Annotated in this window: 21 protein-coding genes; 13 read left to right on the forward strand and 8 right to left on the reverse strand. The window is 65.1% G+C overall.

Going from position 1 to position 22,297, the window contains the following annotated elements; genetic code table 11:
* On the reverse strand, positions 1–795 hold the full coding sequence (gloB, locus tag G4G71_RS11320) for a hydroxyacylglutathione hydrolase (RefSeq protein WP_169937682.1): 795 nt from the start codon (positions 793–795) through the stop codon (positions 1–3).
* A gap of 89 nt (positions 796–884) precedes the next feature.
* Here gloB and G4G71_RS11325 point away from each other — a divergent pair, with 89 nt between their 5' ends.
* From G4G71_RS11325 to nudC, 9 genes are all read left to right on the forward strand, one after another.
* On the forward strand, positions 885–1,640 hold the full coding sequence (locus tag G4G71_RS11325) for a class I SAM-dependent methyltransferase (RefSeq protein ID WP_169942615.1): 756 nt from the start codon (positions 885–887) through the stop codon (positions 1,638–1,640).
* Between the two features lie 11 nt (positions 1,641–1,651).
* Positions 1,652–2,095 carry a ribonuclease HI gene (gene rnhA, locus G4G71_RS11330; RefSeq protein ID WP_024763291.1) on the forward strand — a complete coding sequence of 148 codons (444 nt, stop codon included), beginning with the start codon at positions 1,652–1,654 and terminating at the stop codon, positions 2,093–2,095.
* A gap of 72 nt (positions 2,096–2,167) precedes the next feature.
* Entirely contained in the window at positions 2,168–2,905 is a 738-nt protein-coding gene (dnaQ, locus tag G4G71_RS11335) for a DNA polymerase III subunit epsilon (RefSeq protein ID WP_037011876.1), read from the forward strand.
* A 207-nt stretch (positions 2,906–3,112) separates the two neighbouring features.
* Entirely contained in the window at positions 3,113–5,365 is a 2,253-nt protein-coding gene (locus tag G4G71_RS11340) for an Orn/Lys/Arg family decarboxylase (protein WP_169937684.1), read from the forward strand.
* 118 nt (positions 5,366–5,483) lie between these two features.
* On the forward strand, positions 5,484–7,658 hold the full coding sequence (locus tag G4G71_RS11345) for a putative bifunctional diguanylate cyclase/phosphodiesterase (protein WP_240964907.1): 2,175 nt from the start codon (positions 5,484–5,486) through the stop codon (positions 7,656–7,658).
* Positions 7,659–7,850: 192 nt separating this feature from the next.
* Positions 7,851–9,194, forward strand: coding sequence for an amino acid permease (locus G4G71_RS11350; protein WP_169937688.1), 1,344 nt, complete (start codon positions 7,851–7,853; stop codon positions 9,192–9,194).
* Positions 9,195–9,432: 238 nt separating this feature from the next.
* The gene (locus G4G71_RS11355) at positions 9,433–10,245 is read left to right on the forward strand and encodes a crotonase/enoyl-CoA hydratase family protein (RefSeq protein ID WP_169937690.1); all 813 of its coding nucleotides are present in this window, start codon (positions 9,433–9,435) and stop codon (positions 10,243–10,245) included.
* Between the two features lie 42 nt (positions 10,246–10,287).
* Positions 10,288–11,961, forward strand: a complete 1,674-nt coding sequence (locus tag G4G71_RS11360) for a FimL-related protein (protein WP_169937692.1) — start codon at positions 10,288–10,290, stop codon at positions 11,959–11,961.
* Positions 11,961–12,800, forward strand: a complete 840-nt coding sequence (nudC, locus tag G4G71_RS11365; protein WP_169937694.1) for an NAD(+) diphosphatase — start codon at positions 11,961–11,963, stop codon at positions 12,798–12,800. The genes G4G71_RS11360 and nudC overlap by 1 nt, the downstream gene beginning before the upstream one ends.
* Before the next feature lie 24 nt (positions 12,801–12,824).
* Here the strand turns inward: nudC and G4G71_RS11370 are convergent, their stop codons facing one another.
* Positions 12,825–13,607, reverse strand: coding sequence for a TSUP family transporter (locus G4G71_RS11370; RefSeq protein WP_169937696.1), 783 nt, complete (start codon positions 13,605–13,607; stop codon positions 12,825–12,827).
* 158 nt (positions 13,608–13,765) lie between these two features.
* On the opposite strand from G4G71_RS11370, the gene G4G71_RS11375 reads away from it, so the two are divergent.
* On the forward strand, positions 13,766–14,410 hold the full coding sequence (locus G4G71_RS11375; RefSeq protein WP_169937698.1) for a hypothetical protein: 645 nt from the start codon (positions 13,766–13,768) through the stop codon (positions 14,408–14,410).
* Between the two features lie 144 nt (positions 14,411–14,554).
* Here G4G71_RS11375 and G4G71_RS11380 read toward each other — a convergent pair whose 3' ends face one another.
* The 4 genes from G4G71_RS11380 to G4G71_RS11395 form a co-directional block, all read right to left on the reverse strand.
* Complete coding sequence (locus G4G71_RS11380; protein WP_169937700.1) at positions 14,555–15,322, reverse strand: SDR family oxidoreductase; 768 nt, start codon at positions 15,320–15,322, stop codon at positions 14,555–14,557.
* A 27-nt stretch (positions 15,323–15,349) separates the two neighbouring features.
* Positions 15,350–16,417, reverse strand: coding sequence for a phosphotransferase family protein (locus G4G71_RS11385; RefSeq protein ID WP_045208351.1), 1,068 nt, complete (start codon positions 16,415–16,417; stop codon positions 15,350–15,352).
* Between the two features lie 318 nt (positions 16,418–16,735).
* The gene (locus G4G71_RS11390; protein WP_017519529.1) at positions 16,736–17,047 is read right to left on the reverse strand and encodes an SCP2 sterol-binding domain-containing protein; all 312 of its coding nucleotides are present in this window, start codon (positions 17,045–17,047) and stop codon (positions 16,736–16,738) included.
* Between the two features lie 59 nt (positions 17,048–17,106).
* Complete coding sequence (locus G4G71_RS11395) at positions 17,107–17,817, reverse strand: histidine phosphatase family protein (protein ID WP_169937702.1); 711 nt, start codon at positions 17,815–17,817, stop codon at positions 17,107–17,109.
* Positions 17,818–18,028: 211 nt separating this feature from the next.
* Here G4G71_RS11395 and sohB point away from each other — a divergent pair, with 211 nt between their 5' ends.
* Complete coding sequence (gene sohB / locus G4G71_RS11400) at positions 18,029–19,057, forward strand: protease SohB (RefSeq protein WP_169937704.1); 1,029 nt, start codon at positions 18,029–18,031, stop codon at positions 19,055–19,057.
* A 73-nt stretch (positions 19,058–19,130) separates the two neighbouring features.
* On the forward strand, positions 19,131–20,123 hold the full coding sequence (locus tag G4G71_RS11405; RefSeq protein ID WP_054907709.1) for a YhdH/YhfP family quinone oxidoreductase: 993 nt from the start codon (positions 19,131–19,133) through the stop codon (positions 20,121–20,123).
* A gap of 21 nt (positions 20,124–20,144) precedes the next feature.
* Here the strand turns inward: G4G71_RS11405 and G4G71_RS11410 are convergent, their stop codons facing one another.
* Together G4G71_RS11410 and G4G71_RS11415 are read right to left on the reverse strand one after the other, a co-directional pair.
* On the reverse strand, positions 20,145–20,999 hold the full coding sequence (locus G4G71_RS11410; protein WP_038803142.1) for an alpha/beta hydrolase family protein: 855 nt from the start codon (positions 20,997–20,999) through the stop codon (positions 20,145–20,147).
* A gap of 11 nt (positions 21,000–21,010) precedes the next feature.
* The gene (locus G4G71_RS11415) at positions 21,011–21,448 is read right to left on the reverse strand and encodes a hotdog fold domain-containing protein (protein ID WP_024763305.1); all 438 of its coding nucleotides are present in this window, start codon (positions 21,446–21,448) and stop codon (positions 21,011–21,013) included.
* 123 nt (positions 21,449–21,571) lie between these two features.
* Between G4G71_RS11415 and G4G71_RS11420 the strand changes: the two genes are divergently transcribed.
* Entirely contained in the window at positions 21,572–22,150 is a 579-nt protein-coding gene (locus G4G71_RS11420) for a TetR/AcrR family transcriptional regulator (RefSeq protein ID WP_169937706.1), read from the forward strand.
* The last annotated feature ends 147 nt before the right edge of the window (positions 22,151–22,297 follow it).

The following is a 22,297-nucleotide window of genomic DNA, read 5'->3' on the forward strand; positions in this document are numbered from 1 at the left end:
TCAGAACTGGTCCTTCCAGCGGCGAATGGTCGCAAAGACCTCTTCCGGCGTGCGGATTTGCTGGCCATCCCGCTCGTCGGCCATTTTCTTAACGGATGTTTCTGACACGCGAAGGAAAGGATTCGTCGCCCTCTCCAGGACAATGGAAGAAGGCAGGCTGATCTTCCCCTGTTCGCGCCAGCGGCTGACTTCTTCGAAGCGCGCCAGGACTTCCGAGTTTTCCGGTTCTACCGCGCAGGCGAAGCGCAGGTTGCTCAAGGTGTATTCGTGGGCGCAGTACACCGCGGTGTGGCCGGGCAGGGCGGCCAGCCGGCTCAGCGACGCATGCATCTGGGCCGGCGTGCCTTCGAACAGGCGGCCGCAGCCCGCCGCGAACAGGGTGTCGCCGCAGAACAACAAGGGCTGCTCTGCGTCGTCATGGCTGTCTGTCGAGTGGAAATAGGCGATATGGCCGAGGGTGTGGCCCGGGACATGGATGACCTCGAAATCCAGTCCGAGCACCTCCACATGGTCGCCGTCTTCCAGCGCCACGTCGCGTCCTGGAATCTTCTCCCCGGCCGGCCCCAGCACGCGGGCGCCGGTCTCGGCCTTGAGGCGGGCGACGCCCCCGACATGATCGGCATGGTGATGGGTAATGACGATATCGGTCAGCTTCCAGCCCGGATGGGCCAGCAGCCATTGCTCGACCGGTGCGGCATCACCCGGATCGACCACCGCGCATTCGCGGCGGGTCACATCCTGCAACAGCCAGAGGTAGTTGTCGGAAAAGGCGGGCAGGGCATCTATCTGTATCATGGGTGGAAAGTCGCCAAGTGGTGGGCATTGGCGCATAGTAGTGCGGATACGCACTTTTGTGTCGCGCTGTGCCACAGGGGGACGTGATGATCGAAGAACCCTTCGCCCAGGCCGATGCCGACTGGCTGGAGCTGATCGACCAGGCTCGCCATTGGTTGACCGGGCCGATTGGCGGAATGATGCTCGCCGAAGAGCAACAGTTGCTGATCGACGAACTGGAGCGTTATTTCGGCGGTTACCTGGTCCATTACGGGCCGCATGCGGAGTTGCCGGCCCGCGTCGGCAACATCCAGCGCGGCGTGCGCCTCGGGCCGCCACTGCCCGGCGTGGAGATTGCCTGCGACGAGGCGGCCTGGCCACTGGGCGAGCACGCCGCGGACGTGGTGCTGCTGCAGCATGGCCTGGATTTCTGCCTGTCGCCGCACCGTTTATTGCGTGAAGCGGCGCGCAGCGTGCGTCCCGGTGGGCACCTGCTGGTCGTTGGGGTGAACCCCCGGAGCGCCTGGGGCATCCGCCACTACTTCGCGCGCGACGCCTTGCGCCGCGCGCGCTGCATCTCGCCCGGCCGGGTCTGCGACTGGCTCAACCTGCTGGGCTTCGCGCTGGAGAAACGCCGCTTCGGGTGTTATCGTCCGCCGCTTGCATCGGCGAAATGGCAGGGCCGCCTGGCCCGCATGGAAACCTGGGGCCCTGTGCTGCAAGGCTCTGGCGCCGGCTTCTATCTATTGGTGGCGCGCAAGCTGGTGGTCGGTCTGCGGCCCCTGCGTCAGCCCCGTCGTGAACCGCGCGGCCAACTGGTGCCGCTGCCGGTGGCCAAGGTCAGTCGCCGCGATTCCGAGTCCTGAAAGCGAGCCAAATGAGCGAAGAGAAAGTCGAGATCTACACCGACGGCGCCTGCAAGGGCAACCCGGGGCCGGGTGGCTGGGGCGCTGTGCTGTTCTACAAGGGCGCCGAGCGCGAACTGTGGGGCGGCGAGGCCGAAACCACCAACAACCGCATGGAACTGATGGCCGCCATCATGGCTCTCGCCGCGCTCAAGCGGCATTGCGACGTGCGCATCGTCACCGATTCGCAGTACGTCATGCAGGGCATCACCGAGTGGATGGTCAACTGGAAGAAGCGCGGCTGGAAGACCGCCGCCAAGCAGCCGGTGAAGAATGCCGACCTGTGGCAGGCGCTGGACGAGCAGGTGAACCGGCATACTGTCGAATGGCGCTGGGTGCGTGGCCACACCGGCCACCCCGGCAACGAGCGTGCCGACATGCTCGCCAACCGTGGCGTGAGCGAACTGCCGCGCTAAGCGTCCAGTTATCAGCATCAAGCTCGCCCGGATCAGTCCGGGCGAATCAACCGCAAGAAGGTTTCACACAGAATGCGCAGCGTCGTACTCGATACTGAAACGACCGGTATGCCGGTCACCGACGGCCACCGGATCATCGAGATCGGTTGCGTCGAACTCGAAGGCCGCCGCCTCACCGGCCGGCACTTCCATGTCTACCTGCAGCCCGACCGCGAGATCGACGAGGGCGCCATCGCCGTCCACGGCATCACCAACGAATACGTCAAGGACATGCCGCGCTTCCGCGAGGTGGCCAACGACTTCTTCGAGTTCATCAACGGCGCGCAGTTGATCATCCACAACGCGGCGTTCGACGTTGGCTTCATCAACAACGAGTTCGCCCTGATCGGTCAGAGCGAGCGCGCTGAAGTCGCCGACTACTGCTCGATCCTCGACACCCTGCTGATGGCGCGTGAGCGCCATCCGGGCCAGCGCAACAACCTCGATGCCCTGTGCAAGCGTTATGGCGTCGACAACTCCGGCCGTGATTTGCACGGCGCACTGCTCGATGCCGAGATTCTGGCCGACGTCTACCTGGCGATGACCGGTGGCCAGACCAGCCTGTCGCTGGCTGGCAATGGCGCCGAAGGTGACGGCAGCGGGCGCGCCACGGCCACGGCGATCCGCCGGCTGGCGGCCGAACGCGGATTGACCCGGGTAATTCGCGCCACCGATGCCGAAATCGAGGCGCATGTCGCGCGCCTGGCGGTGATCGAGAAGTCCGCTGGGGGCCCATCGCTGTGGGCGCAGATGGAAGCGCCGAAGGAGTGATCCTCCGCGTTGTCCGAGAAAAGGCCCCTGAACAGGGGCCTTTTCATTTCTGTGGACGCTAGCCAGGGCAAAGCGCTCGAGGTGAGCGTTCCTGTCAGCCACGCGACGTTTTCGTACAGCCGTCAGTCCAGCGCATTCCCCTACATTCCGTGAGTCCATACTCTGAAGAGGATCGACGCCAGTCGTACGTCTTTTCAGGGGTTCACAATGTATAAAGATCTAAAATTCCCCATCCTCATCGTTCACCGCGACATCAAGGCCGATACCGTGGCCGGCGACCGGGTGAGGGATATCGCGCGGGAGCTGGAGCAGGATGGCTTCAGCATCCTCTCCACCGCCAGCTCCGCCGAGGGGCGCATCGTCGCCTCCACCCACCATGGTCTCGCCTGCATCCTGGTCGCCGCCGAGGGGGCGGGGGAGAACCAGCGCCTTCTGCAGGACGTGGTGGAGTTGATCCGCATGGCGCGGGTCCGCGCGCCGCAATTGCCGATCTTCGCCCTTGGCGAGCAGATGACCATCGAGAACGCGCCGGCCGAATCCATGGCCGACCTGCACCAGTTGCGCGGCATCCTCTATCTGTTCGAAGACACCGTGCCATTCCTCGCCCGCCAGGTCAGCCGCGCTGCGCGCAAGTATCTGGAAGGTCTGCTGCCGCCGTTCTTCCGCGCACTGGTGGAACACACGGCGCAATCCAACTATTCCTGGCACACGCCCGGCCATGGTGGCGGCGTGGCGTATCGCAAGAGCCCGGTGGGGCAGGCCTTTCACCAGTTCTTCGGCGAGAACACCCTGCGTTCGGACCTCTCGGTCTCTGTGCCCGAACTGGGCTCGCTGCTCGATCACACCGGCCCGCTGGCCGAGGCGGAGGCTCGCGCCGCGCGCAATTTTGGCGCTGACCATACCTTCTTCGTGATCAACGGCACCTCCACGGCGAACAAGATCGTCTGGCATTCCATGGTCTGCCGCGATGACCTGGTGCTGGTGGACCGCAACTGCCACAAGTCGATCCTCCACTCGATCATCATGACCGGCGCCATCCCGCTGTACCTGACGCCGGAGCGCAACGAACTGGGCATCATCGGGCCGATCCCGTTGTCCGAGTTCAGCCGCGAATCCATCGCCGCGAAGATAGAGGCCAGCCCGCTGGCCCGCGGCCGCGAGCCGAGAGTGCGGTTGGCGGTGGTCACCAATTCCACCTATGACGGCCTCTGCTACAACGCACAGATGATCAAGCAGGCCCTGGGCGACAGCGTCGAGGTACTGCATTTCGACGAAGCCTGGTACGCCTACGCGGCGTTCCACGAGTTCTACCGCGGCCGCTACGGCATGGGCACCCGCCGCGATGACAGCGGCCCGCTGGTGTTCACCACTCACTCCACGCACAAGATGCTCGCGGCGTTCAGCCAGGCCTCGATGATCCACGTCCAGGACGCAGGCTCCCGGCGCTTCGAGCAGGCGCGCTTCAACGAAGCCTTCATGATGCACATCTCCACGTCGCCGCAGTACGGCATCATCGCCTCGCTGGACGTGGCCTCGGCAATGATGGAGGGCCCGGCGGGGCGTTCGCTGATCCAGGAGACCTTCGACGAGGCCCTGAGCTTCCGCCGGGCGCTGGCCAACGTGCAGCAGAACCTCGCCGAGGACGACTGGTGGTTCTGCGTCTGGCAGCCGCCGGGCGTCGAGGGGACCGACGAGGTGAAAACCCGCGACTGGGTGCTGGAGCCCAATGCCGACTGGCACGGTTTCGGCGACGCGGTGGAAGACTACGTCCTGCTCGACCCGATCAAGGTGACCCTGGCTACGCCGGGCCTGACCGCTGGCGGCCGGCTGGATTCGCGGGGAATTCCCGCCGCGGTGGTCAGCCGCTTCCTCTGGGAGCGCGGGCTGGTGGTGGAGAAGACCGGGCTGTACTCCTTCCTGGTGCTGTTCTCCATGGGCGTGACCAAGGGCAAGTGGAGCACCCTGGTCACAGAGTTGCTGGAGTTCAAGCGCAGCTACGATGCCAACCAGCCGCTGGCGGATGCCCTGCCCAGCGTCGCCCAGGCCGGCGGCGTGCGGTATGCAGGCATGGGCCTGCGCGACCTGTGCGATGAACTGCACCGCTGTTATCGCGACCACGCCACGGCCAAGGCGATGAAGCGCATGTACACGGTGCTCCCGGAGATCGCCATACGCCCGGCCGACGCATACGCACAGCTGGTGCGCGGCGAGGTCGAGGCGGTACCTATCGATCGGTTGGAAGGGCGCGTTGCCGCGGTGATGCTGGTGCCATATCCGCCAGGAATCCCGCTGATCATGCCGGGCGAACGGTTCACCGAATCCACCCGCTCCATACTCGATTACCTGGCCTTCGCCCAGAGTTTCGAGCACAACTTCCCCGGCTTCGATTCGGACGTCCATGGCCTGCAGGTGCGCGAGGTAGACGGGCAGAAGCGCTACACCGTGGAGTGTTGCAAATGACCGTCCGGCTACTGACAGAAGTGACATACATCACTGTATGAAAAGTGGAACTATCCTTGTGCGCATCGGTAAAGGGAGAACTTGAGGAAAAAGGGAGGTTTCCCCTATGCGCTGTCCCATGACGTTGCCGAATGAGAGTGAGCGCCTGAGCGCGCTCTCCGACTATGGATTCGACGACGAAAGCCTGCTGCCCAGCCTGGACCCGGTGGTGCAGATTGCGGTCCGCATGTTCGGCATGCCCGTTGCGGCGGTGAACATGATCGGCAGTGACCATGTGTTCTTCGCCGCCGCCACGGGCATCGGCGAGGTGGACATGGGGCGCGACGTTTCGTTTTGCGCCCATGCCATCGCCCAGGACGGGGTGATGGTGGTGGGCGACGCCAGCCGCGACGAGCGCTTCCACGACAATCCGCTGGTGACCGCGCCCAATGGCGTGCGCTTCTATGCCGGCGTGCCGCTGCTGTCGGTGGAAGGGCAGGCGTTGGGTGCTCTCTGCATCATTGACAGCAGGCCCCACGAGGACTTTTCCGGCGAGGACCGCGAACGCCTGGTCGAGCTGGCGCGCATGGCGTCGGACCGGCTCGAGTTGCGGCGCATTGAAGTCGCCTCGTCGCGCACCCGGCCCTTGTTCGAGGAGTACGCCGGCACCTCACCCACGCCCGTGGTGTGGTTCGACTGCTGGGGCGAGATTGGCGCCTGGAACGAGGCAGCGGCCAACCTGTTCGGTTACGACCTGGTCGAAGGCAGTGGACAGGCCTTCGAGCTGCTGTTGCCCGAGCGTGAGCGCGCGTCATTCCGCGCGCTGATCAGCGGAGCCAGCGACGCCACTTCCCTGGACGGCGTGGCCGTGCCGGGGGAAATCACCGGCGTGCGCAAGGATGGCTCCGAGCTGTCCCTGGGCCTGACGCTGTTCAGTTGGTCGGAGAAGGGCAAGCTCAAGTTCGAGGCCGTACTCAAGGACCTCACCGCCCGCCATCAGGAGGAAGAAGCGCTGCGCCAACTGGCCAGCGTCGACGTGCTCACCGGATTGGCCAATCGTGGCCAGTTCTATCGCCGAACCGAAGAACTGCTGGTGCAGTCGCGGCCGGCGACGGTGCTGATGATCGATCTGGATGGCTTCAAGGACGTCAACGATTCCCTCGGCCATGCGGTCGGTGACGGCATCCTGCGGCAAGTGGCCGAACGGCTGGAGCGTCTGGCAACCGACGGCGCCACGGTCGCGCGGATCGGCGGCGACGAGTTCGCCATCCTCGAGCCCAACCTGCTTTCGCCGGAACACGCCATGCGTTTCGCCCAGGCTGTGATCGCCAGCATCGCCGAGCCGATCCTCATTGATGCCCATGAAATCCACGTTGCCGCCAGTTGTGGGGTGGCGCTGGCGCCGCTGCACGCCCAAGAAGCGCTGGAGCTGGTCGGCGACGCCGACCTGGCCCTGTTCAAGGCCAAGATCAGTGGGCGCAGCCATGCCTTCGTGTTCGTCCCGGCGCTGAAGATGGAGGCAGCGGCGCGGCACCTTTACGGCATGGAGCTGCACCGCGCGGTGGCCAATGGGGAGTTCCTGCTGTTCTACCAGCCCCAGGTCAGCCTGCGCGATGGCTCGCTGCGCGGCGCCGAAGCGCTGATCCGCTGGCAGCATCCGCAACGCGGCCTGCTGTCGCCGGCGGCTTTCCTGCCGTCGCTGGAAGGCGGGCCGCTGGCGGCCATCGTCGGCGCCTGGATCCTGGATGAGGCCTGTGCCCAGGCGGCCTACTGGCGGCGCAACGGTGCGCCGGACCTGCGTATGGGCGTCAACCTGTTCGGCGCGCAGTTCCGCATGGGCAACCTGGTCACCCAGGTGCTGGAGGCGCTGGAACGTCACGGCCTGCCGGCCGAGGCGCTTGAGCTGGAAATCACCGAGAACATCGTGCTCAACCACGACGACAGCGTGCTCAGCACCCTGCAGAGCCTGCGCTCCTATGGGGTCGGCATCGCCTTCGACGACTTCGGCACCGGCTATGCATCGCTCAGCCTGCTCAAGACCTACCCCCTCTCGCGCATCAAGATCGATCGCACCTTCGTCATCGGCATGCTGGAAACCCAGCAGGACCTCTCGGTGATCCGCGCCATTCTCGACATGGCGCGCAGTTTCGACCTGGAAACCATTGCCGAAGGCATCGAGACCACCGCGCAGCGCGACCGCCTGCGTGCCGAACGCTGCAATGAAGGGCAGGGCTACCTGTTCGCCAAGCCGATGCCTGCGCAGCAGTTCGAGCAGCTGTACGGCCTTGGTGGGCGCCAGGTCGGCCGAGCCTGAGCGACGGATTTTCTGCAGCGACATTGACCGCGCGGGGCGAAACCGTTCGAAACGGGCGGTGTCGCCTCGCAAATCGGTTTCCTCCTTTGCCCGCCGCTGTCTACCCTGTAGGACAGATCGCTGCTCTGCGTCTTCGCAAGGGGCAGGGCAATTAAATGAAAAGTACAGGTCGCGGGCTTCTAAGGAGCGCAGATGGCGGAAGCGAAAAAGGGCAGCATGGGGTTCTGGAGCTGCACTGCGCTGGTGGTCGGCAACATGGTGGGATCGGGAGTTTTCCTGCTGCCCTCGAGCCTGGCGGCTTTCGGTGGGCTCAGCCTGCTGGGCTGGCTGGTGTCGAGCACCGGGGCGGTGATCCTGGCCTTCACCTTCGCCCGGTTGGCGCGGCTCAACCCCAGTGCTGGCGGGCCCTACGCCTATACCCGTGATGGCTTTGGCAGCTTTGCCGGCTATCTCTGCGCCTGGACGTACTGGAAAGCCGCGTGGATCGGCAATGCCGCGATCGCCGTCACACTGGTGGGCTACCTGCGGGTGTTCATTCCGGCGCTGGCCGACCCGCTGCTGATGGTCGCCACGGCCATCGGCGCCATCTGGCTGTGCACCCTGATCAACCTGCGGGGCATCACCGCCTTCGCCGTGGTGCAGAACTGCCTGACCGCACTCAAGCTGATCCCGCTGCTGCTGGTGGGCATTCTCGGCTGGTTCCACTTCAACCCTGACTACCTGACCATTCCGGCGCCCAGCGAGCTGCCGAATATGGGCTATGCCCAGGCGATTGCCACCACGGCGGCGCTGACACTCTGGTCCTTCATCGGCCTCGAGTCGGCTACGGTGCCGGCGGACGACGTGCGCGATCCGAAGAAAACCATCCCCCGCGCCACGCTGTTCGGTACCCTGGCGGCCGCCGCCGTGTACATCCTGTCGATTACCGCCGTGCAGGGCCTGATGCCGCCTGAAGTGCTGGCCAAATCCACTTCTCCTTTCGCCGATGCCGCACGCATCCTGCTGGGCACCTGGGGCTATTACCTGGTGGCTGGCGGTGCAGTGATCGCCTGCCTGGGCGCGCTCAACGGCTGGGTGCTGCTGCAGGGCCAGATCCCGGTGGCGCCGGCCCGTGACGGGCTGTTCCCCGAATCCCTGGGCAAACTCAACAAGAACGGCGCGCCGGCCAACGGCCTGCTGTCTTCCGGGCTGCTGGTGACGGCGCTGGTGATGGTCGACGGCCACGGCGAGCTGGTGGAGGTGTTCAACGTCATCATCCTGCTCGGCACCATGACCGGTGTCGTGCCGTACGCCTTCTGCACCGCGGCGCTGCTGCAGATGCTGGCGACCAAGCCGGATTCCTTCTCCCCACGCTCGCGCCCGCAGGTGCTGGCCATCGGTTCCCTGGGTTTCCTCTACTCGCTGTGGGCGCTGTACGGCACCGGCGAGCAGGCGATCTTCTGGGGCTTCCTGGTGTTCATGGCGGGCATCCCGATGTACACCTGGCGGCAGTACCGCAATCGCGTCCAGGGTTTACCGATGGCGGCCGGCGACTGATTGTCGCGTACCGGGCCTTGCAGCCAGATCAAGCACTTGCTGGCCGATCTGCGAGCCAGTTCCCGCCCGATGCCGTGGGCTGCGTCACAGACCACGGCATCGACTTTTAGTTTCGCCTTGTTATAGTGACGCGATTTCCAAAATCTGATTCCCAGCACGAATAAGAACTGTTGGCCCGGGCTCCAGCGGCACTGCGCCGCACCCAGACGAGAAGCAGGGCATACCCGAGGACATCCCCGTGAAAGAATACAAAGCCTTCCGCATCGAGCTGGCGGACAAGATCGCCCATGTGCAGATCAACCGTCCGGAAAAACTCAACGCGATGAATGCCGATTTCTGGAAGGAAATCATCGATATCTTCCAGTGGGCCGACGAAACGGATGAAGTCCGTGTCGTGGTCCTCAGCGGCGCCGGCAAGCACTTCTCCGCCGGTATCGACCTGGCGCTGCTGGCCCAGGCTGCCAGCCAGCTGGGCAAGGACGTCGGCCGCAATGCCCGCGCCCTGCGCAAGACCATCCTCCAGCTGCAGGGCTCCTTCAACGCCGTGGACAACTGCAGCAAGCCGGTCCTCGCGGCGATCCAGGGCTACTGCATCGGCGGTGGCATCGACCTGATCTCTGCGTGCGACATGCGCTACTGCAGCGCGGACGCGCAGTTCTCCATCAAGGAAATCGACATGGGCATGGCTGCCGACGTCGGCACCCTGCAGCGCCTGCCGCGCCTGATCGGCGACGGCATCATGCGCGAACTGGCCTACACCGGGCGCAACGTCAATGCCGAGGAAGCCCAGCGTATCGGCCTGGTCAACAGCGTCTACGCCGACCATTCCGCGCTGTTCGACGGCGTGATGGAGTTGGCCCGGCAGATCGCCGCCAAGTCGCCGATCGCCATCCGCGGTACCAAGGAAATGATCGGCTATGCCCGCGACCACCGCGTCGAGGACGGCCTGGAATACATCGCCACCTGGAATGCCGCGATGCTGCAGTCCGCGGACCTGCAAGCTGCCATGATGGCGCACATGAGCAAGAAGACCCCCGAGTTCGCCGATTGATGTCCGTCCACTCTTCTTGCGCGCAGGAGGCGCACTAGGCCGATGGTTACTGGAGCCACGTCCCTCAGTCTGGTCCGCGACGAGCTGTTCGCCACGATGGAAGAGGCCGAGCAGAACCTCGAGCACTTCATCGCCGAGCGTCAGAACGGCAGCCTGCTGCAACATTCCGTCGATTGCCTGAGCCAGATTCGCGGCACGCTGAACCTGATCGAGCTGGCGGGCGCCGAACTGCTGGCGCAGGAAGCGCTGGACCTGGCCACTGACATTCCCACCGGGGTCAGCGAGGACCGCGACGGCCAGCTGGCCGCGCTTGGCAACGCGCTCTACGTGCTGCGCCGCTACCTGGAAAACCTCGAGGCACATCGCCAGGAGATCCCCGAGCTGCTGCTGCCGGCGATCAACGACGTGCGCCAGGCCGCCGGCCAGCCCACGCTGCCGGAGAGCTTCTTCTTCAGCGCGCGCCTGGACCTGCCGCGCCCGCTGCGCAGCGTCACGGTACCGCAGGTGGACGATCCGGCCCGCGAAGTCCGCCGCCTGCGGCAGATGTACCAGGTCGGCCTGGTGGGGCTGATCCGCGAACAGAATCTCTACCCGAGCCTCAAGCTCATGGGCCGCGCGCTGGGCAAGCTCGACGTGCTGCTGGGCAGCGCCGCGCGCACCCGTCTGTGCTGGGTCGGTGCCGGCGCGCTGGAGTCGATGGTCGACGCGCAGATGCTGCCGCGCAAGACGCGCAAGCAGGTGTTCGCGCGCCTGGACCGCGAGCTCAAGCAACTGATCGCCAACCCGCAGTACGAGGCACCGCGGCAGTTGCTCAAGGAGCTGCTGTATCTCACCACGCTGGCTGACACCAGCGGCGTGCGCGCCACCGAACTGCGCCAGGTGTTCGGCCTGGCACCGCTGCCATTCACCGATCACCTGCTCGAAGACGAATCGCAACGCCTGTCCGGCCCTGGCAAGTCGGTGATGCGCTCGCTGTCGGTGGCGATCCGCGAGGAACTCACGGCGGTGAAGGACCAGCTCGACCTGATCGAGCGCGGCGTGTCCCAGGCCGATGCGCTGGGCATCCTGCACACTCAGCTGGGCAAGCTGGCCAAGACCCTGGGCATGGTCGGCCTGAACTCCGCCGCCACCTCGCTGCAGCACCAGCACGGTGTGGTTGCAGGCTGGGTCGCCAAGTGCGCGGTGGACGAACCTGCTGCGCTCAACTCGCTGGCTGACGCGCTGCTGTATGTGGAGAGCATGGTCGGCAACCTGGAGCGTGGCGAGCGAATGAGCGCGCGCCCGACACCGGTGAGCGAGGACGATTCCTTCGCCGCGCACCAGCTCGCCGAAGCGCGCATCGTGGTGATCGACGAGGCTCAGGCGGGCCTGGCGCTGGCCAAGCGTGCGATCACCGCGTACCTGGAATCCAATGGCGACAAGCTGCACCTGGCCAACGTCCCCATCAGCCTGCAGGCGGTGCGCGGTGGCCTGTGGTTCCTCGGCCAGGAGCGCGCGGCATTGCTCGTGGGTGCCTGTGCCGATTACATTCAGGGGCAGATGATCGAGACGACCCAGATGCCGTCCGAGCAGATGCTGGAAACCCTGGCAGATGCGCTGACCGGCCTGGAGTACTACCTGGAGGGTGGAGCCATGATGCGGCCTGAAGGCCAACCCGACGTCCTGGACGTCGCCAGCGAGAGCGTCAAGGCCCTGGGCCTGACGGTGGCAGCCTGATGCGTACCGGACGCTGGGAATCCTCGATGTTCGAGGTGGCGGCGACTGGTGGCTGGGCGCTCGCCCATTGCCAGCAGCAGTTCCTCGCCGACAGCAACGGCGTGCTGTTTCCCCGTGACTGGCTCAAGCGCCAGGATCTTTCCGTGCTTTCCGAGCACGCTGTCGGGCAGTTCGACGGCGAGCCGGTGTACCTGCTGGAAATCGACCGTACCGACCCGCTGGAAGGCGCCAGCTGGATCGGCCTGCGCCAGTTCATGATGCAGGCCGAGGAAGACATCTTCGCCATGCTCGGCTTCGCCAGCCAGATCGGCATCTGGTGGCGGCAGAACCGCTTCTGCGGCAGCTGCGGCCAGCCCAATCAGCGCATGCCCCGCGACCGTGCCATGCAGTGTGAAAGCTGCGGCATCCAGCGCTATCCGCTGCTGTCGCCGAGCATGATCGTGCTGGTAACCCGTGGCGATGAAGTGCTGCTGGCGCGTTCGCCGCGCTTCGTTCCGGGGATGTACAGCACTCTGGCCGGCTTCGTCGAGCCGGGCGAGTCGGTGGAGCACTGCGTCGCCCGCGAAGTGCGCGAAGAGGTGGGCGTCGAGATCGGCAATATCCGCTACATGGGCAGCCAGCCCTGGCCGTTCCCGCATTCGCTGATGTTCGGCTACCACGCCGAATACGTCAGCGGCGAGATCGTCATGCAGCCGGACGAGATCGAAGACGCTCGCTGGTTCCACGTTGACGAGCTGCCGCGCCTGCCGGCCGAGCGCTCCATCGCCCGCTACCTGATCGAGGTTTACCTGGCGCGCCGCGCCGGTCGTCCCGATCCTGTCCTGCCCGGCGGCGCCTGAGTCCAGGCGCCGCACCGGCCGACTTCAGGCCGCGACGCTGAACCAGTGCTGCCAGGCCAGGCGTACGGTCAGCGCGAGTACCACCAGGATGAACACCGGACGGATGAACTTGGCGCCGCCGCCAATCGCCGTGCGGGCGCCGAAGTAGGCGCCGATCATCAGCGAACTGCCCATGCACAGGCCCATCAGCCAGACCACCTGACCCGAGGCGATGAACACCGCCAGCGCAACGATGTTGCTGACGAAGTTCATGCTGCGTGCCACGCCGCTGGCGCGTACCAGGTCCAGCGGGTACATCAGCAGCGTGCTGACGGTCCAGAAGGCACCAGTGCCAGGGCCGGCCACACCGTCGTAGAAGCCCAGGCCCAGGCCCTGTGGCCATTGCCGGCGCTGGGCGATGCGCGGGTTGGCGTCCAGCGGCGCTTCGGGCGTCTTGCCGAACAGCAGGTAGAGACCGCAGCCGAACACCACCACCGGCAGCATGCGGTTGAGCCATTCCGCCGGCATCAGGTGCGCGGCCCAGGCGCCGAGCGCTGCGCCGATGGCGGTGGCGATCAGCCCCTTGCGCCATTGGCGCGGCTGGAACAGTTTGCGGCGGTAGAAGGTGTAGCTGGCCACGGCGGCGCCGAAGGTCGAGCTGAGCTTGTTGGTGCCCAGCGCCAGGTGCGGCGGGACGCCGGCGGTGAGCAGGGCAGGGATGGTCAGCAGGCCACCGCCACCGGCGATGGCGTCGATGAAACCGGCGAGGAAGGCGACGCCGGCGAGGATGACGAGGGTGGTTGGGTCTACGACGAGTTCGAAGGGCATTGGGTTCGCCTTGATCAGGGGCCCGTCCAGCCACTCTTTTGTAAAGAGCGGGTGGCATAGGAAACGTTAACGGGCCCGAAAGCTGCGACGGTCTGGCTGGCCGCGCAGGTACGCGGTGCGCATAATGCCGGCAATTCTACGAGGAAGGAAATCATTCGATGCAGTACGACGGTCTGGCCTGGGTCGTTGCCTTCGTGGCGCTGTTGGCCCTGGTGGTAGCCGCCCGCATTCTGTTCGACCGTCACTGGTTCCTCGGCTGGTTACGGGGTATGGCAGGGATGCTGTTCGTGGCCGTTGCCGCGCTGGTGGCGCTGGTGGCCTGGGACCTGCGCAGCTACGACGCGCTGCCGGCAGAGCGGCCGCTGGCGACCCTGAGCTTCCACAAGGTCGGCGAGCAAAGCTATGACGTGACGCTGCTGCAGGGCGACGAGGAGCGTCGCGTGGAGCTGGCCGGCGACCTCTGGCAACTGGATGCGCGGGTGTTGGAGTGGAAAGGCCTGGCACGTCTGATCGACATGGCGCCCGGTTATCGCTTGCAGGATCTTTCCGGCCGCTTCCTGGCCATTGAACAGCAGTCCCTCGGGCGCAAGGTGTCGCTGGTTTCCGATGCGCCGGGGATCGACCTCTGGCGCTGGCTGCGCGATGGCCAGCACGATCTGCTGACTTTCGTGCCGAAAGCCGGGCGGGTGAATTATCTGCCAATGGCCGACCAGGCGGTTTTCGCCGTGCGTTACGGGGCGGGTGGGCTGACCGCTGAGCCGATGAATGCGGCGGCGAACCAAGCGCTCAAGGAGTGGCAGTAGCCGCTTTTCTGTAGGAGCGAGCTTGCTCGCGAACCGCATCGCACCATGAAACGCCAGCGTGAGGCGGGTTCGCGAGCAAGCTCGCTCCTACAAAAGGCAAAAAAGGGAGCCGAATGGCTCCCTTTCTCGTTTCCGCGATAGCGCTTAGGCGAGGAAGCCGCCGTCCACGTTCAGCGTCACGCCGGTGGTGTAGCTGGAGGCGGCGCTGGCGAGGTACAGCACGGCGCCGGCCATTTCGCTCGGGTCGGCCACGCGCTTGAGCGGGATGCGCTGCAGGGCGACGTTGCGGATGGCATCGTTGCTGACCAGCGCCGAGGCGAACTTGGTGTCGGTCAGGCCAGGCAGCAAAGCGTTGCAGCGGATGTTGAACTGCGCGCATTCCTTGGCGAAGACCTTGGTCATGCTGATCACTGCGGCCTTGGTTACCGAGTAGATGCCCTGGAATTCGCCCGGGGTGACGCCGTTGACCGAGGCGACGTTGATGATGCTGCCGCCGCCGTTGGCCTTCATCAGCTTGCCGCCTTCGATGGACATGAAGTAGTAGCCGCGGATGTTCACGTCGACGGTCTTCTGGAAGGCCGACAGGTCGGTGTCCAGCACGTTGCAGAACTGCGGGTTGGTGGCGGCGTTGTTGACCAGGATATCCAGGCGGCCGAACTGCTCGCGGATCTGCGCGAAGACGGCCTGGATCTGCTCCATTTCACCGATGTGGCAGGCAATCGCGGTGGCCTTGCCGCCGGCGGCGACGATCTCGTCAGCCACGGCCTGGCAGCCGTCAATCTTGCGGCTGGAGACGATCACGTGGGCGCCCTGTTGGGCCAGCAGCTTGGCGATGGCCTCGCCGATGCCGCGGCTGGCGCCGGAAACGAAGGCGATCTTGCCTTCGAGGTCGAACAGTTGGGTCTTGGACATGGGGGTTCTCCTTATTCTCTAGCGCCGTTACAGGCGGGACTTGCCGATGACCTGCAGGCTCACCTGTTCCAGCAGCTTGTTGGCGTGGATGAAGGTGGCGAAGCGCTTGTCCTGGGTCTGGCCGTGGAAGAAGCGGTAGTAGATCTGCTGCATGATGCCGGCCAGGCGGAACAGGCCGTAGGTGTAGTAGTAATCGAGGTTGTCGATCTGGATGCCGGCGCGCTCGGCGTAGTAGTCGGCGAACTGCTGGCGGGTCAGCATGCCCGGCTCGTGGCTGGGCTGGCGGCGCAGCATCTGCATCGGCTGCGGGTCGCCCGCTTCGATCCAGTAGGCGAGGGTGTTGCCCAGGTCCATCAGCGGGTCGCCGATGGTGGTCATCTCCCAGTCGAGCACGCCGATGATCTGCATCGGGTTGTTCGGGTCGAGGATGACGTTGTCGAAGCGGTAGTCGTTGTGGACGATGCCCGGCTTGTGGTGGTCGGCCGGCATCTTCTCGCGCAGCCACACCTTCACCTGTTCCCAGGCCGGTGCGTCGGGGGTCAGGGACTTCTCGTAGCGATCGATCCAGCCGCCGATCTGGCGCTGCACGTAGCCCTCGGGCTTGCCGAGGTCGCCCAGGCCGCAGGCGTTGTAGTCGACGTTGTGCAGGTCGACGAATTTGTCGATGAAGCTCTTGCACAGCGCGGTGGTCTGCGGCGCGTCGAGGTTCAGTTCCTTGGGCAGGTCGCTGCGCAGGATGATGCCATTGACCCGCTCCATGACGTAGAACTCGGCGCCGATCACCGACTCGTCGGTGCAGTAGGCGTACGCCTTGGGGCAGTAGGGGAAGCCGTCCTTGAGTTGGTTCAGGATGCGGTATTCGCGGCCCATGTCGTGGGCGGACTTGGCCTTCTTGCCAAACGGCGGGCGGCGCAGGACCAGCTCCTGGTTGTCGTACTGGATCAGGTAGGTCAGGTTCGACGCGCCGCCGGGGAACTGGCTGATGCGCGGCTGGCCCTGCAGGCCGGGAATGTGGTCCTTGAGGTAGCCGTCGATCACGGCGGCGTCGAGTTCTTCACCTTCGCGGGAGCGGATGGTCTGGTCGGTCAACGACATGCTGGTCCCTTCTTGTACTGGGCTTGTACGGGTCATCGCACCGCAGCGAAAGCGGCGGGCAAGGGTGGCGCGCAAGGTGGCGTCGTGCTCTCGCCTGATGGGTTGCGGCAGAATCAGGCAAAGCAATGATGGCGCCGGGTGATCATTGGCTAATCTAATGTCGACGTCTGCCGCTCACAAGCACGGCGGGACGTTATTGGCGTTCGTGTTGCACCCCGATCAGGCTGCCTGATTCGCGGGCCGGAGCGGGGCGCGGGCATAAAAAAACCGGAGCCAGGGACTCCGGTTTTTCGTGCTGCGCGGGCAGGCTTCCTCGGATCAGACCGGGAACAGTTCGCCCAGCTTCATCGCCAGCATCATGTCGCCTTCGGCGCGCAGCTTGCCGGCCATGAAGGCCTGCATGCCGTCGGTTTCGCCGCTGGTGATGCCCTTGAGGGTCTCGCTGTCCATGATCAGGGTGACGTTGGGGGACTCGGCGTCGCCCTGTACCACTTCGCAGGTACCGTCCTTGACGACCAGGTAGTGGTTGTCGCCGTCTTCGATGTTGAACTGGAACACCAGATCCAGGCCGGCGGCCGCGCTGGCGTTGAACTTGCTCTTCATGGTGGAAACGATGTCAGCAACACTCATGGTTCTATTCCTTTTCTAGGTTTTCTCGCGCGGCGCTCGGCGCCGCATTGGGCCGGTACTCAACGATAGGTGATGAGTTCCGGCGCCCTCAACAGTTCCAGATGCACGTGACTGTTGAAGGAAGCCAGGGCCACTTCGCTGCCGCGGAACTTCAGGCGGTTGAGCGAAGTGTTGACGATCTGCCAGTTGAGCTCGAAGGCGTTCAGCGCCGGAATGCCGGTGACCATCTGCAGGACGGCGGTGATGGTGCCGCCGGAGGTGAACACGCCGATGTTGTCCTTGCCGCTGGCCGATTCCAGCAGGCGCTTGAGGCCGCCGTGCACGGTGTCGAGGAATTCAGCCCAGCTGACCAGGCCGTCCTTGTCGTGGTCGCCGGAAACCCAGCGGGCGATCACGGTGGAGAACAGGCGCTGGAATTCGGCGCGGTGGTCGGCGGCGTTGCGCATGATGTGCAGCGCCTGCGGCTCGATCTCCAGCAGGTCCGGCAGGTGGGCGCGGATCACTGCGTCGGCTTCGAATTCGTTGAAGGCGGAATCGATTTCCAGGGTGGGCGTATCGATCCCGGCTTCGTTCAACCGGCCCATCACCGCTTCGGCGGTGTGGCGCTGGCGGCGCAGGTCGCCGGCAATGCAGCGATCGAAGCGCAGGCCGAGGCTGGCCAGGTGCTCGCCGAGGATTTGCGCCTGGCGCACGCCGGTGTCCGAGAGCACATCGTAGTCGTCGGCACCGAATGAAGCCTGGCCATGTCGAATCAGGTAGATGCTTCCCACGCGCGCGTTCCCGGCAGGGCTGAAAGTTCCGGCGAGGTTATGAGGATCACCTGGGGCTGTCAACGAAAAAACATACGCTTGTTTGAATGCTATTCGCTGGACTGATACAGCGCTTTGCCAGCGCTGGTGGCGGGCCGGCGGCGTGGGTATGCTTGCGGGATTCACAGCGCTTGTCACGCGTGCGCGAACAGAATTGTAAAAGGGGATGTGAGTGGAGTTTCTAGCGGATTACGCGGGTTTCCTGGCCAAGACCTTCACCGTGGTAGTGGCCATCGTCATCGTCCTAGTGGTGATCGCCGCTCTGCGCGGCCGCGGCCGTCGTGGTGGCAGCGGGCACCTGGAGGTGCACAAGCTCAACGACTTCTACAAGGAACTGCGCGAGCGCCTGCAGCACAGCGTGCTGGAGAAGGCCAAGCTCAAGGCCCTGCGCAAGTCCGAGGCGAAAACGCTGAAGGAAGCGAAAAAGAAGAAGGGCGGCGAGAAGAACCGCGTCTACGTGCTCGACTTCGATGGCGACATCAAGGCCTCGGCCACCGAGCAACTGCGCCATGAGGTGACCGCGCTGCTGACCCTCGCCACCCCGCGCGACGAAGTGGTGCTGCGCCTGGAGAGCGGCGGTGGCATGGTCCATGGCTACGGTCTGGCCGCCTCCCAGTTGGCGCGCATCCGCCAGGCCGGCGTGCCGCTGACCGTCTGCGTCGACAAGGTCGCTGCCAGCGGCGGCTACATGATGGCCTGCATCGGCGAGCGCATCCTCTCCGCGCCATTCGCCATCCTCGGCTCCATCGGCGTGGTGGCGCAGTTGCCCAACGTCAATCGCCTGCTGAAGAAGCACGACATCGACTTCGAAGTGCTCACCGCTGGCGAATACAAGCGCACCCTGACCGTGTTCGGCGAGAACACCGACAAGGGCCGCGAGAAGTTCCAGGAAGACCTGGAAACCACCCACGAGCTGTTCAAGCGATTCGTTGTCCACTACCGCCCGCAGCTGGCCATCGACGAGATCGCCACCGGCGAGGTCTGGCTGGGCCAGGCGGCCCTGGGCAAGAAACTGGTCGACGAGCTCAAGACCAGTGACGAATACCTGGCCGAACGCGCCCGCGAGGCGGATGTCTACCAGCTCAGTTACGTGCAGAAGAAGTCCATCCAGGAGCGCTTCGGCGTGGGTGTCAGCGGCGTGATCGATCGCGTGCTGGTGACCTGGTGGGACCGCCTGGGTCGCAGCCGCTTCTGGCAATGACTCTTCTGGCAATGATTGGGCGTCGGGCGCCGGGATCGCGCCCGTTTATTGAATTCGAAAGAGGAGGGTCGAGATGAGTGCATTCAAGGCGTTGTGGGTCACGGAAAGCGCGCACGGCGTGCATGACCTGCAGGTGGCAGAGCGGCAGGTTGCCGATCTGCCGGCGGGTGAAGTGCTGGTGCGGGTGAAGTATTCCTCGCTCAACTACAAGGATGCGCTGTCCGCCAGCGGCAACCGTGGCGTCACCCGCAAGTACCCGCACACTCCCGGCATCGATGCCGCCGGCGTGGTGGAAGAGTCCTCGGTGGGCGAATTCGCCGCCGGCGATGAAGTCATCGTCACCGGCTATGACCTGGGCATGAACACGCCGGGCGGCTTCGGCCAGTACATCCGCGTGCCTGCCGCCTGGCTGATCAAGCGCCCGCAGGGCCTGTCGCTGCGCGAATCAATGATCCTCGGCACCGCCGGCCTGACCGCCGCGCTTTGCGTCGACAAGCTCGAGCGCGCTGGCCTGACGCCGTCCGCCGGGCCGATCCTGGTCACTGGCGCCACCGGCGGCGTGGGCAGCATCGCGGTAATGCTGCTGGCGCAACTGGGCTACACCGTGGCTGCCGCTACCGGCAAGCTGGAACAGGCCGAGCTGCTGAACCGCCTCGGCGCCCGGCAGATCCTCGACCGCGCCACCGTCTCCGATGGCGTCGACAAGCCGCTGCTGCGCGAGCAGTGGGCTGGCGCGGTGGACACCGTGGGTGGTGACATCCTGTTCAATGTGGTCAAGTCGCTGCAGTACGGCGGCAGCGTCGCCTGCTGCGGCCTGACCGCCGGCGCCGCCTTCAAGGCCACCGTGCTGCCCTTCATCCTGCGCGGCGTGAATCTGCTGGGCGTGGACTCGGTGGAGCTGCCGTTGGTGGTCAAGGCTTCCATGTGGGACAAGCTGTCCCTGCAATGGAAGCTCGACAACCTGGAGGCGGCGGTGCGCGAGGTCAAGCTCGACGACCTGCCGGCTGCCATCCACCAGATCCTGGCCGGCAAGCTGGTTGGCCGGGTGCTGGTCAACCTGGATTGATGCCCGTGCCGGGCCTGGGTGTCAGCCCAGGTCCGGCAGCAGGTAATCCGCCCACAGTGAATCGGCGAACTGGCTTCTGAAGAAGCCGAAGTGGCCGATGCGCTTCACGCCGATATCCTCCGGCGCGATTCTCTTCAGCGTCTTCGGCGAGCCACGGTAGAAACCGTGCAGCGACTCGGTATTGCGCCCGGACATCATCTCGTCGTCGGTGAAGGAGATGGAGGTAATGGGTGTGCTCACCGAGGAATACGCCTCGCGCACTGCACCACCTTCCGCGCCCACCGAGTACTCCGGGTCCAGGCACCAGCGCCGCCATTGCTCGATCACTCCGCGCGGCAGGTCGCCGACCACGCCCAGGCGCTTGCCGGGGAAGTAGCCCAGCAGCGGCGTGATCGTCGGTGCCAGCAGGTACCAGAGCAGCCAGGCCTTGTGCCGCAAGCCCTTGGTGTTCTCGCGCCAGTAGCCGCTGCCGGTGGCAATGGTGAAGGCGCGGTGGATGCGCTCGGTACCCCGCACGAAGGGCAGTATCTGCCCGCCCAGGCTGTGGCCGATCCAGTACACCGGCAGCTCGCCGGCCGCGGCGACCACGGCATCGAGCATGGCGCTGCAGTCGTGGTTCCCCCAGGCGAGGATGTCGACGTCCAGATCACGCAGGGAGCCGGCGCGGGATTTACCCATGCCGACATAGTCGAAGGTGACTGTCAGGTAGCCGCGCTCGGCCAGCCAGTTGGCGAAGGCCGTGTAGAAACGCTGCTCGACGCCCATGGCAGGAACGATCAGCACCGCTCCGCGGGCTTCGCCGGGTGGGTAGTACCAGTGGCTGGAGAGGCTTTGGCCATTGCCGTTGTCCAGCGGGCGGGGAAGCGGTGTGATCATGGCGCGATCCCTCAGGCCTGGCTGATGTACATGGTGATGTCGGCGCGGAATACCTTCTTGTCACCGACGTAGGCGAGCACCGGGACGATGACGTCGCCTTCCTGGTTCCAGTCCACGGCACGGCCATCGGCCACGGCGCGTACGTCACCGTCCGCCTTGGCCAGGTATTCCACGGTCATGCCGCGGGGAATCCAGCGGCGGCCCTTGGGGATCGACACGTCGGTCATGGTCCCGGCGGCCAGTTCGGCAGCGTTGCACAGGGCGATGGCGTGCACGGTCCCGATGTGGTTGAGCACTTCGCGGCGCTTGGGGAAGGTCACTTCCGCGTAGCCTGGGCGCAGTTCGACGAACTGCGGGGCGATGCTGGCGAAGTAGGGGGCGACCTGGCCGATCATGGCGCTGAACTGCGCGGGGCCGGCCTGCTGGTACATTTGCATCATCTGACTCATGGCAACTCCGGGGCAAAGCGGATTGAAGATGGATGCGCGCCCAGGCAGTATACGAAGACTAGAAATTAATTCTAGAAAAATATTCTAGAATTCTGTTCGAGCGGTTTTTCCAACAGGAACCCCATGGCCCGACCTTCCCGCAAAGACGACATTCTTCAGGCCGCGCTGGCCTGCTTCAGCGAATCCGGCGTGGATGCCACCACCATCGAGATGATCCGCGATCGCTCCGGCGCCAGTATCGGCAGCCTGTATCACCACTACGGCAACAAGGAACGGATCATCGGCGCGTTGTACCTCACGGGCGTCGGCCAATATGCCGCACTGCTCGATGCCGGAATCGAGGACGGGATGAGCGCGGAGGCCTGCGTGAAGCTGTTCGTCACCTGCTACGTCGATTGGGTGGCGGCGAACCCGGAGTGGGCGCGTTTCATCCTGCACAGCAGGGGGCGCGTCGAAGCGGGAGAGGTGGGCGAGGCGTTGCGCGAGGCCAACCGCGAACAGGGCCGCCGCATTGCCGGGCTGCTCTCCGAGCACCGCAAGGCCGGAGCGTTCAAGGAGCTGGCGCCGGAGCTGTTCAATTCGGTGGTGATTGGCCCGAGCCAGGACTACGCGCGCAACTGGCTGGCCGGGCGCACGCGGGTGGACCTGATCGATTGCCGGGATCAGCTGGCGCAGATTGCCTGGGAGAGCGTGCGGGCCTGAGTTGCGTGCACAGGAGCTGAGGCGTGAAGCCTGTAGGAGCGAGCTTGCTCGCGAACGGTGTTCCCGGCAGTTGCGGCGCTGCATCGGTTCGCGAGCAAGCTCGCTCCTACGAAGGGCCGTAGGGCGCATAACCTGGAACAGGTTATC

Origin of the sequence: Pseudomonas multiresinivorans (assembly GCF_012971725.1) — a bacterium.
Classification (GTDB): domain Bacteria; phylum Pseudomonadota; class Gammaproteobacteria; order Pseudomonadales; family Pseudomonadaceae; genus Pseudomonas; species Pseudomonas multiresinivorans.

Coding starts and splice junctions, on each gene's coding strand:
- rnhA (WP_024763291.1), top strand. CDS start 1,652: ATGAGCGAAGAGAAAGTCGAGATCTACACCGACGGCGCCTGCAAGGGC.
- G4G71_RS11340 (WP_169937684.1), top strand. CDS start 3,113: ATGTATAAAGATCTAAAATTCCCCATCCTCATCGTTCACCGCGACATC.
- G4G71_RS11420 (WP_169937706.1), top strand. CDS start 21,572: ATGGCCCGACCTTCCCGCAAAGACGACATTCTTCAGGCCGCGCTGGCC.
- G4G71_RS11390 (WP_017519529.1), bottom strand. CDS start 17,047: ATGAGTGTTGCTGACATCGTTTCCACCATGAAGAGCAAGTTCAACGCC.
- G4G71_RS11405 (WP_054907709.1), top strand. CDS start 19,131: ATGAGTGCATTCAAGGCGTTGTGGGTCACGGAAAGCGCGCACGGCGTG.
- gloB (WP_169937682.1), bottom strand. CDS start 795: ATGATACAGATAGATGCCCTGCCCGCCTTTTCCGACAACTACCTCTGG.
- G4G71_RS11350 (WP_169937688.1), top strand. CDS start 7,851: ATGGCGGAAGCGAAAAAGGGCAGCATGGGGTTCTGGAGCTGCACTGCG.
- G4G71_RS11385 (WP_045208351.1), bottom strand. CDS start 16,417: ATGTCGTTGACCGACCAGACCATCCGCTCCCGCGAAGGTGAAGAACTC.
- G4G71_RS11410 (WP_038803142.1), bottom strand. CDS start 20,999: ATGATCACACCGCTTCCCCGCCCGCTGGACAACGGCAATGGCCAAAGC.
- dnaQ (WP_037011876.1), top strand. CDS start 2,168: ATGCGCAGCGTCGTACTCGATACTGAAACGACCGGTATGCCGGTCACC.
- G4G71_RS11360 (WP_169937692.1), top strand. CDS start 10,288: ATGGTTACTGGAGCCACGTCCCTCAGTCTGGTCCGCGACGAGCTGTTC.
- G4G71_RS11415 (WP_024763305.1), bottom strand. CDS start 21,448: ATGAGTCAGATGATGCAAATGTACCAGCAGGCCGGCCCCGCGCAGTTC.
- G4G71_RS11370 (WP_169937696.1), bottom strand. CDS start 13,607: ATGCCCTTCGAACTCGTCGTAGACCCAACCACCCTCGTCATCCTCGCC.
- G4G71_RS11345 (WP_240964907.1), top strand. CDS start 5,484: ATGACGTTGCCGAATGAGAGTGAGCGCCTGAGCGCGCTCTCCGACTAT.
- G4G71_RS11375 (WP_169937698.1), top strand. CDS start 13,766: ATGCAGTACGACGGTCTGGCCTGGGTCGTTGCCTTCGTGGCGCTGTTG.
- nudC (WP_169937694.1), top strand. CDS start 11,961: ATGCGTACCGGACGCTGGGAATCCTCGATGTTCGAGGTGGCGGCGACT.
- G4G71_RS11380 (WP_169937700.1), bottom strand. CDS start 15,322: ATGTCCAAGACCCAACTGTTCGACCTCGAAGGCAAGATCGCCTTCGTT.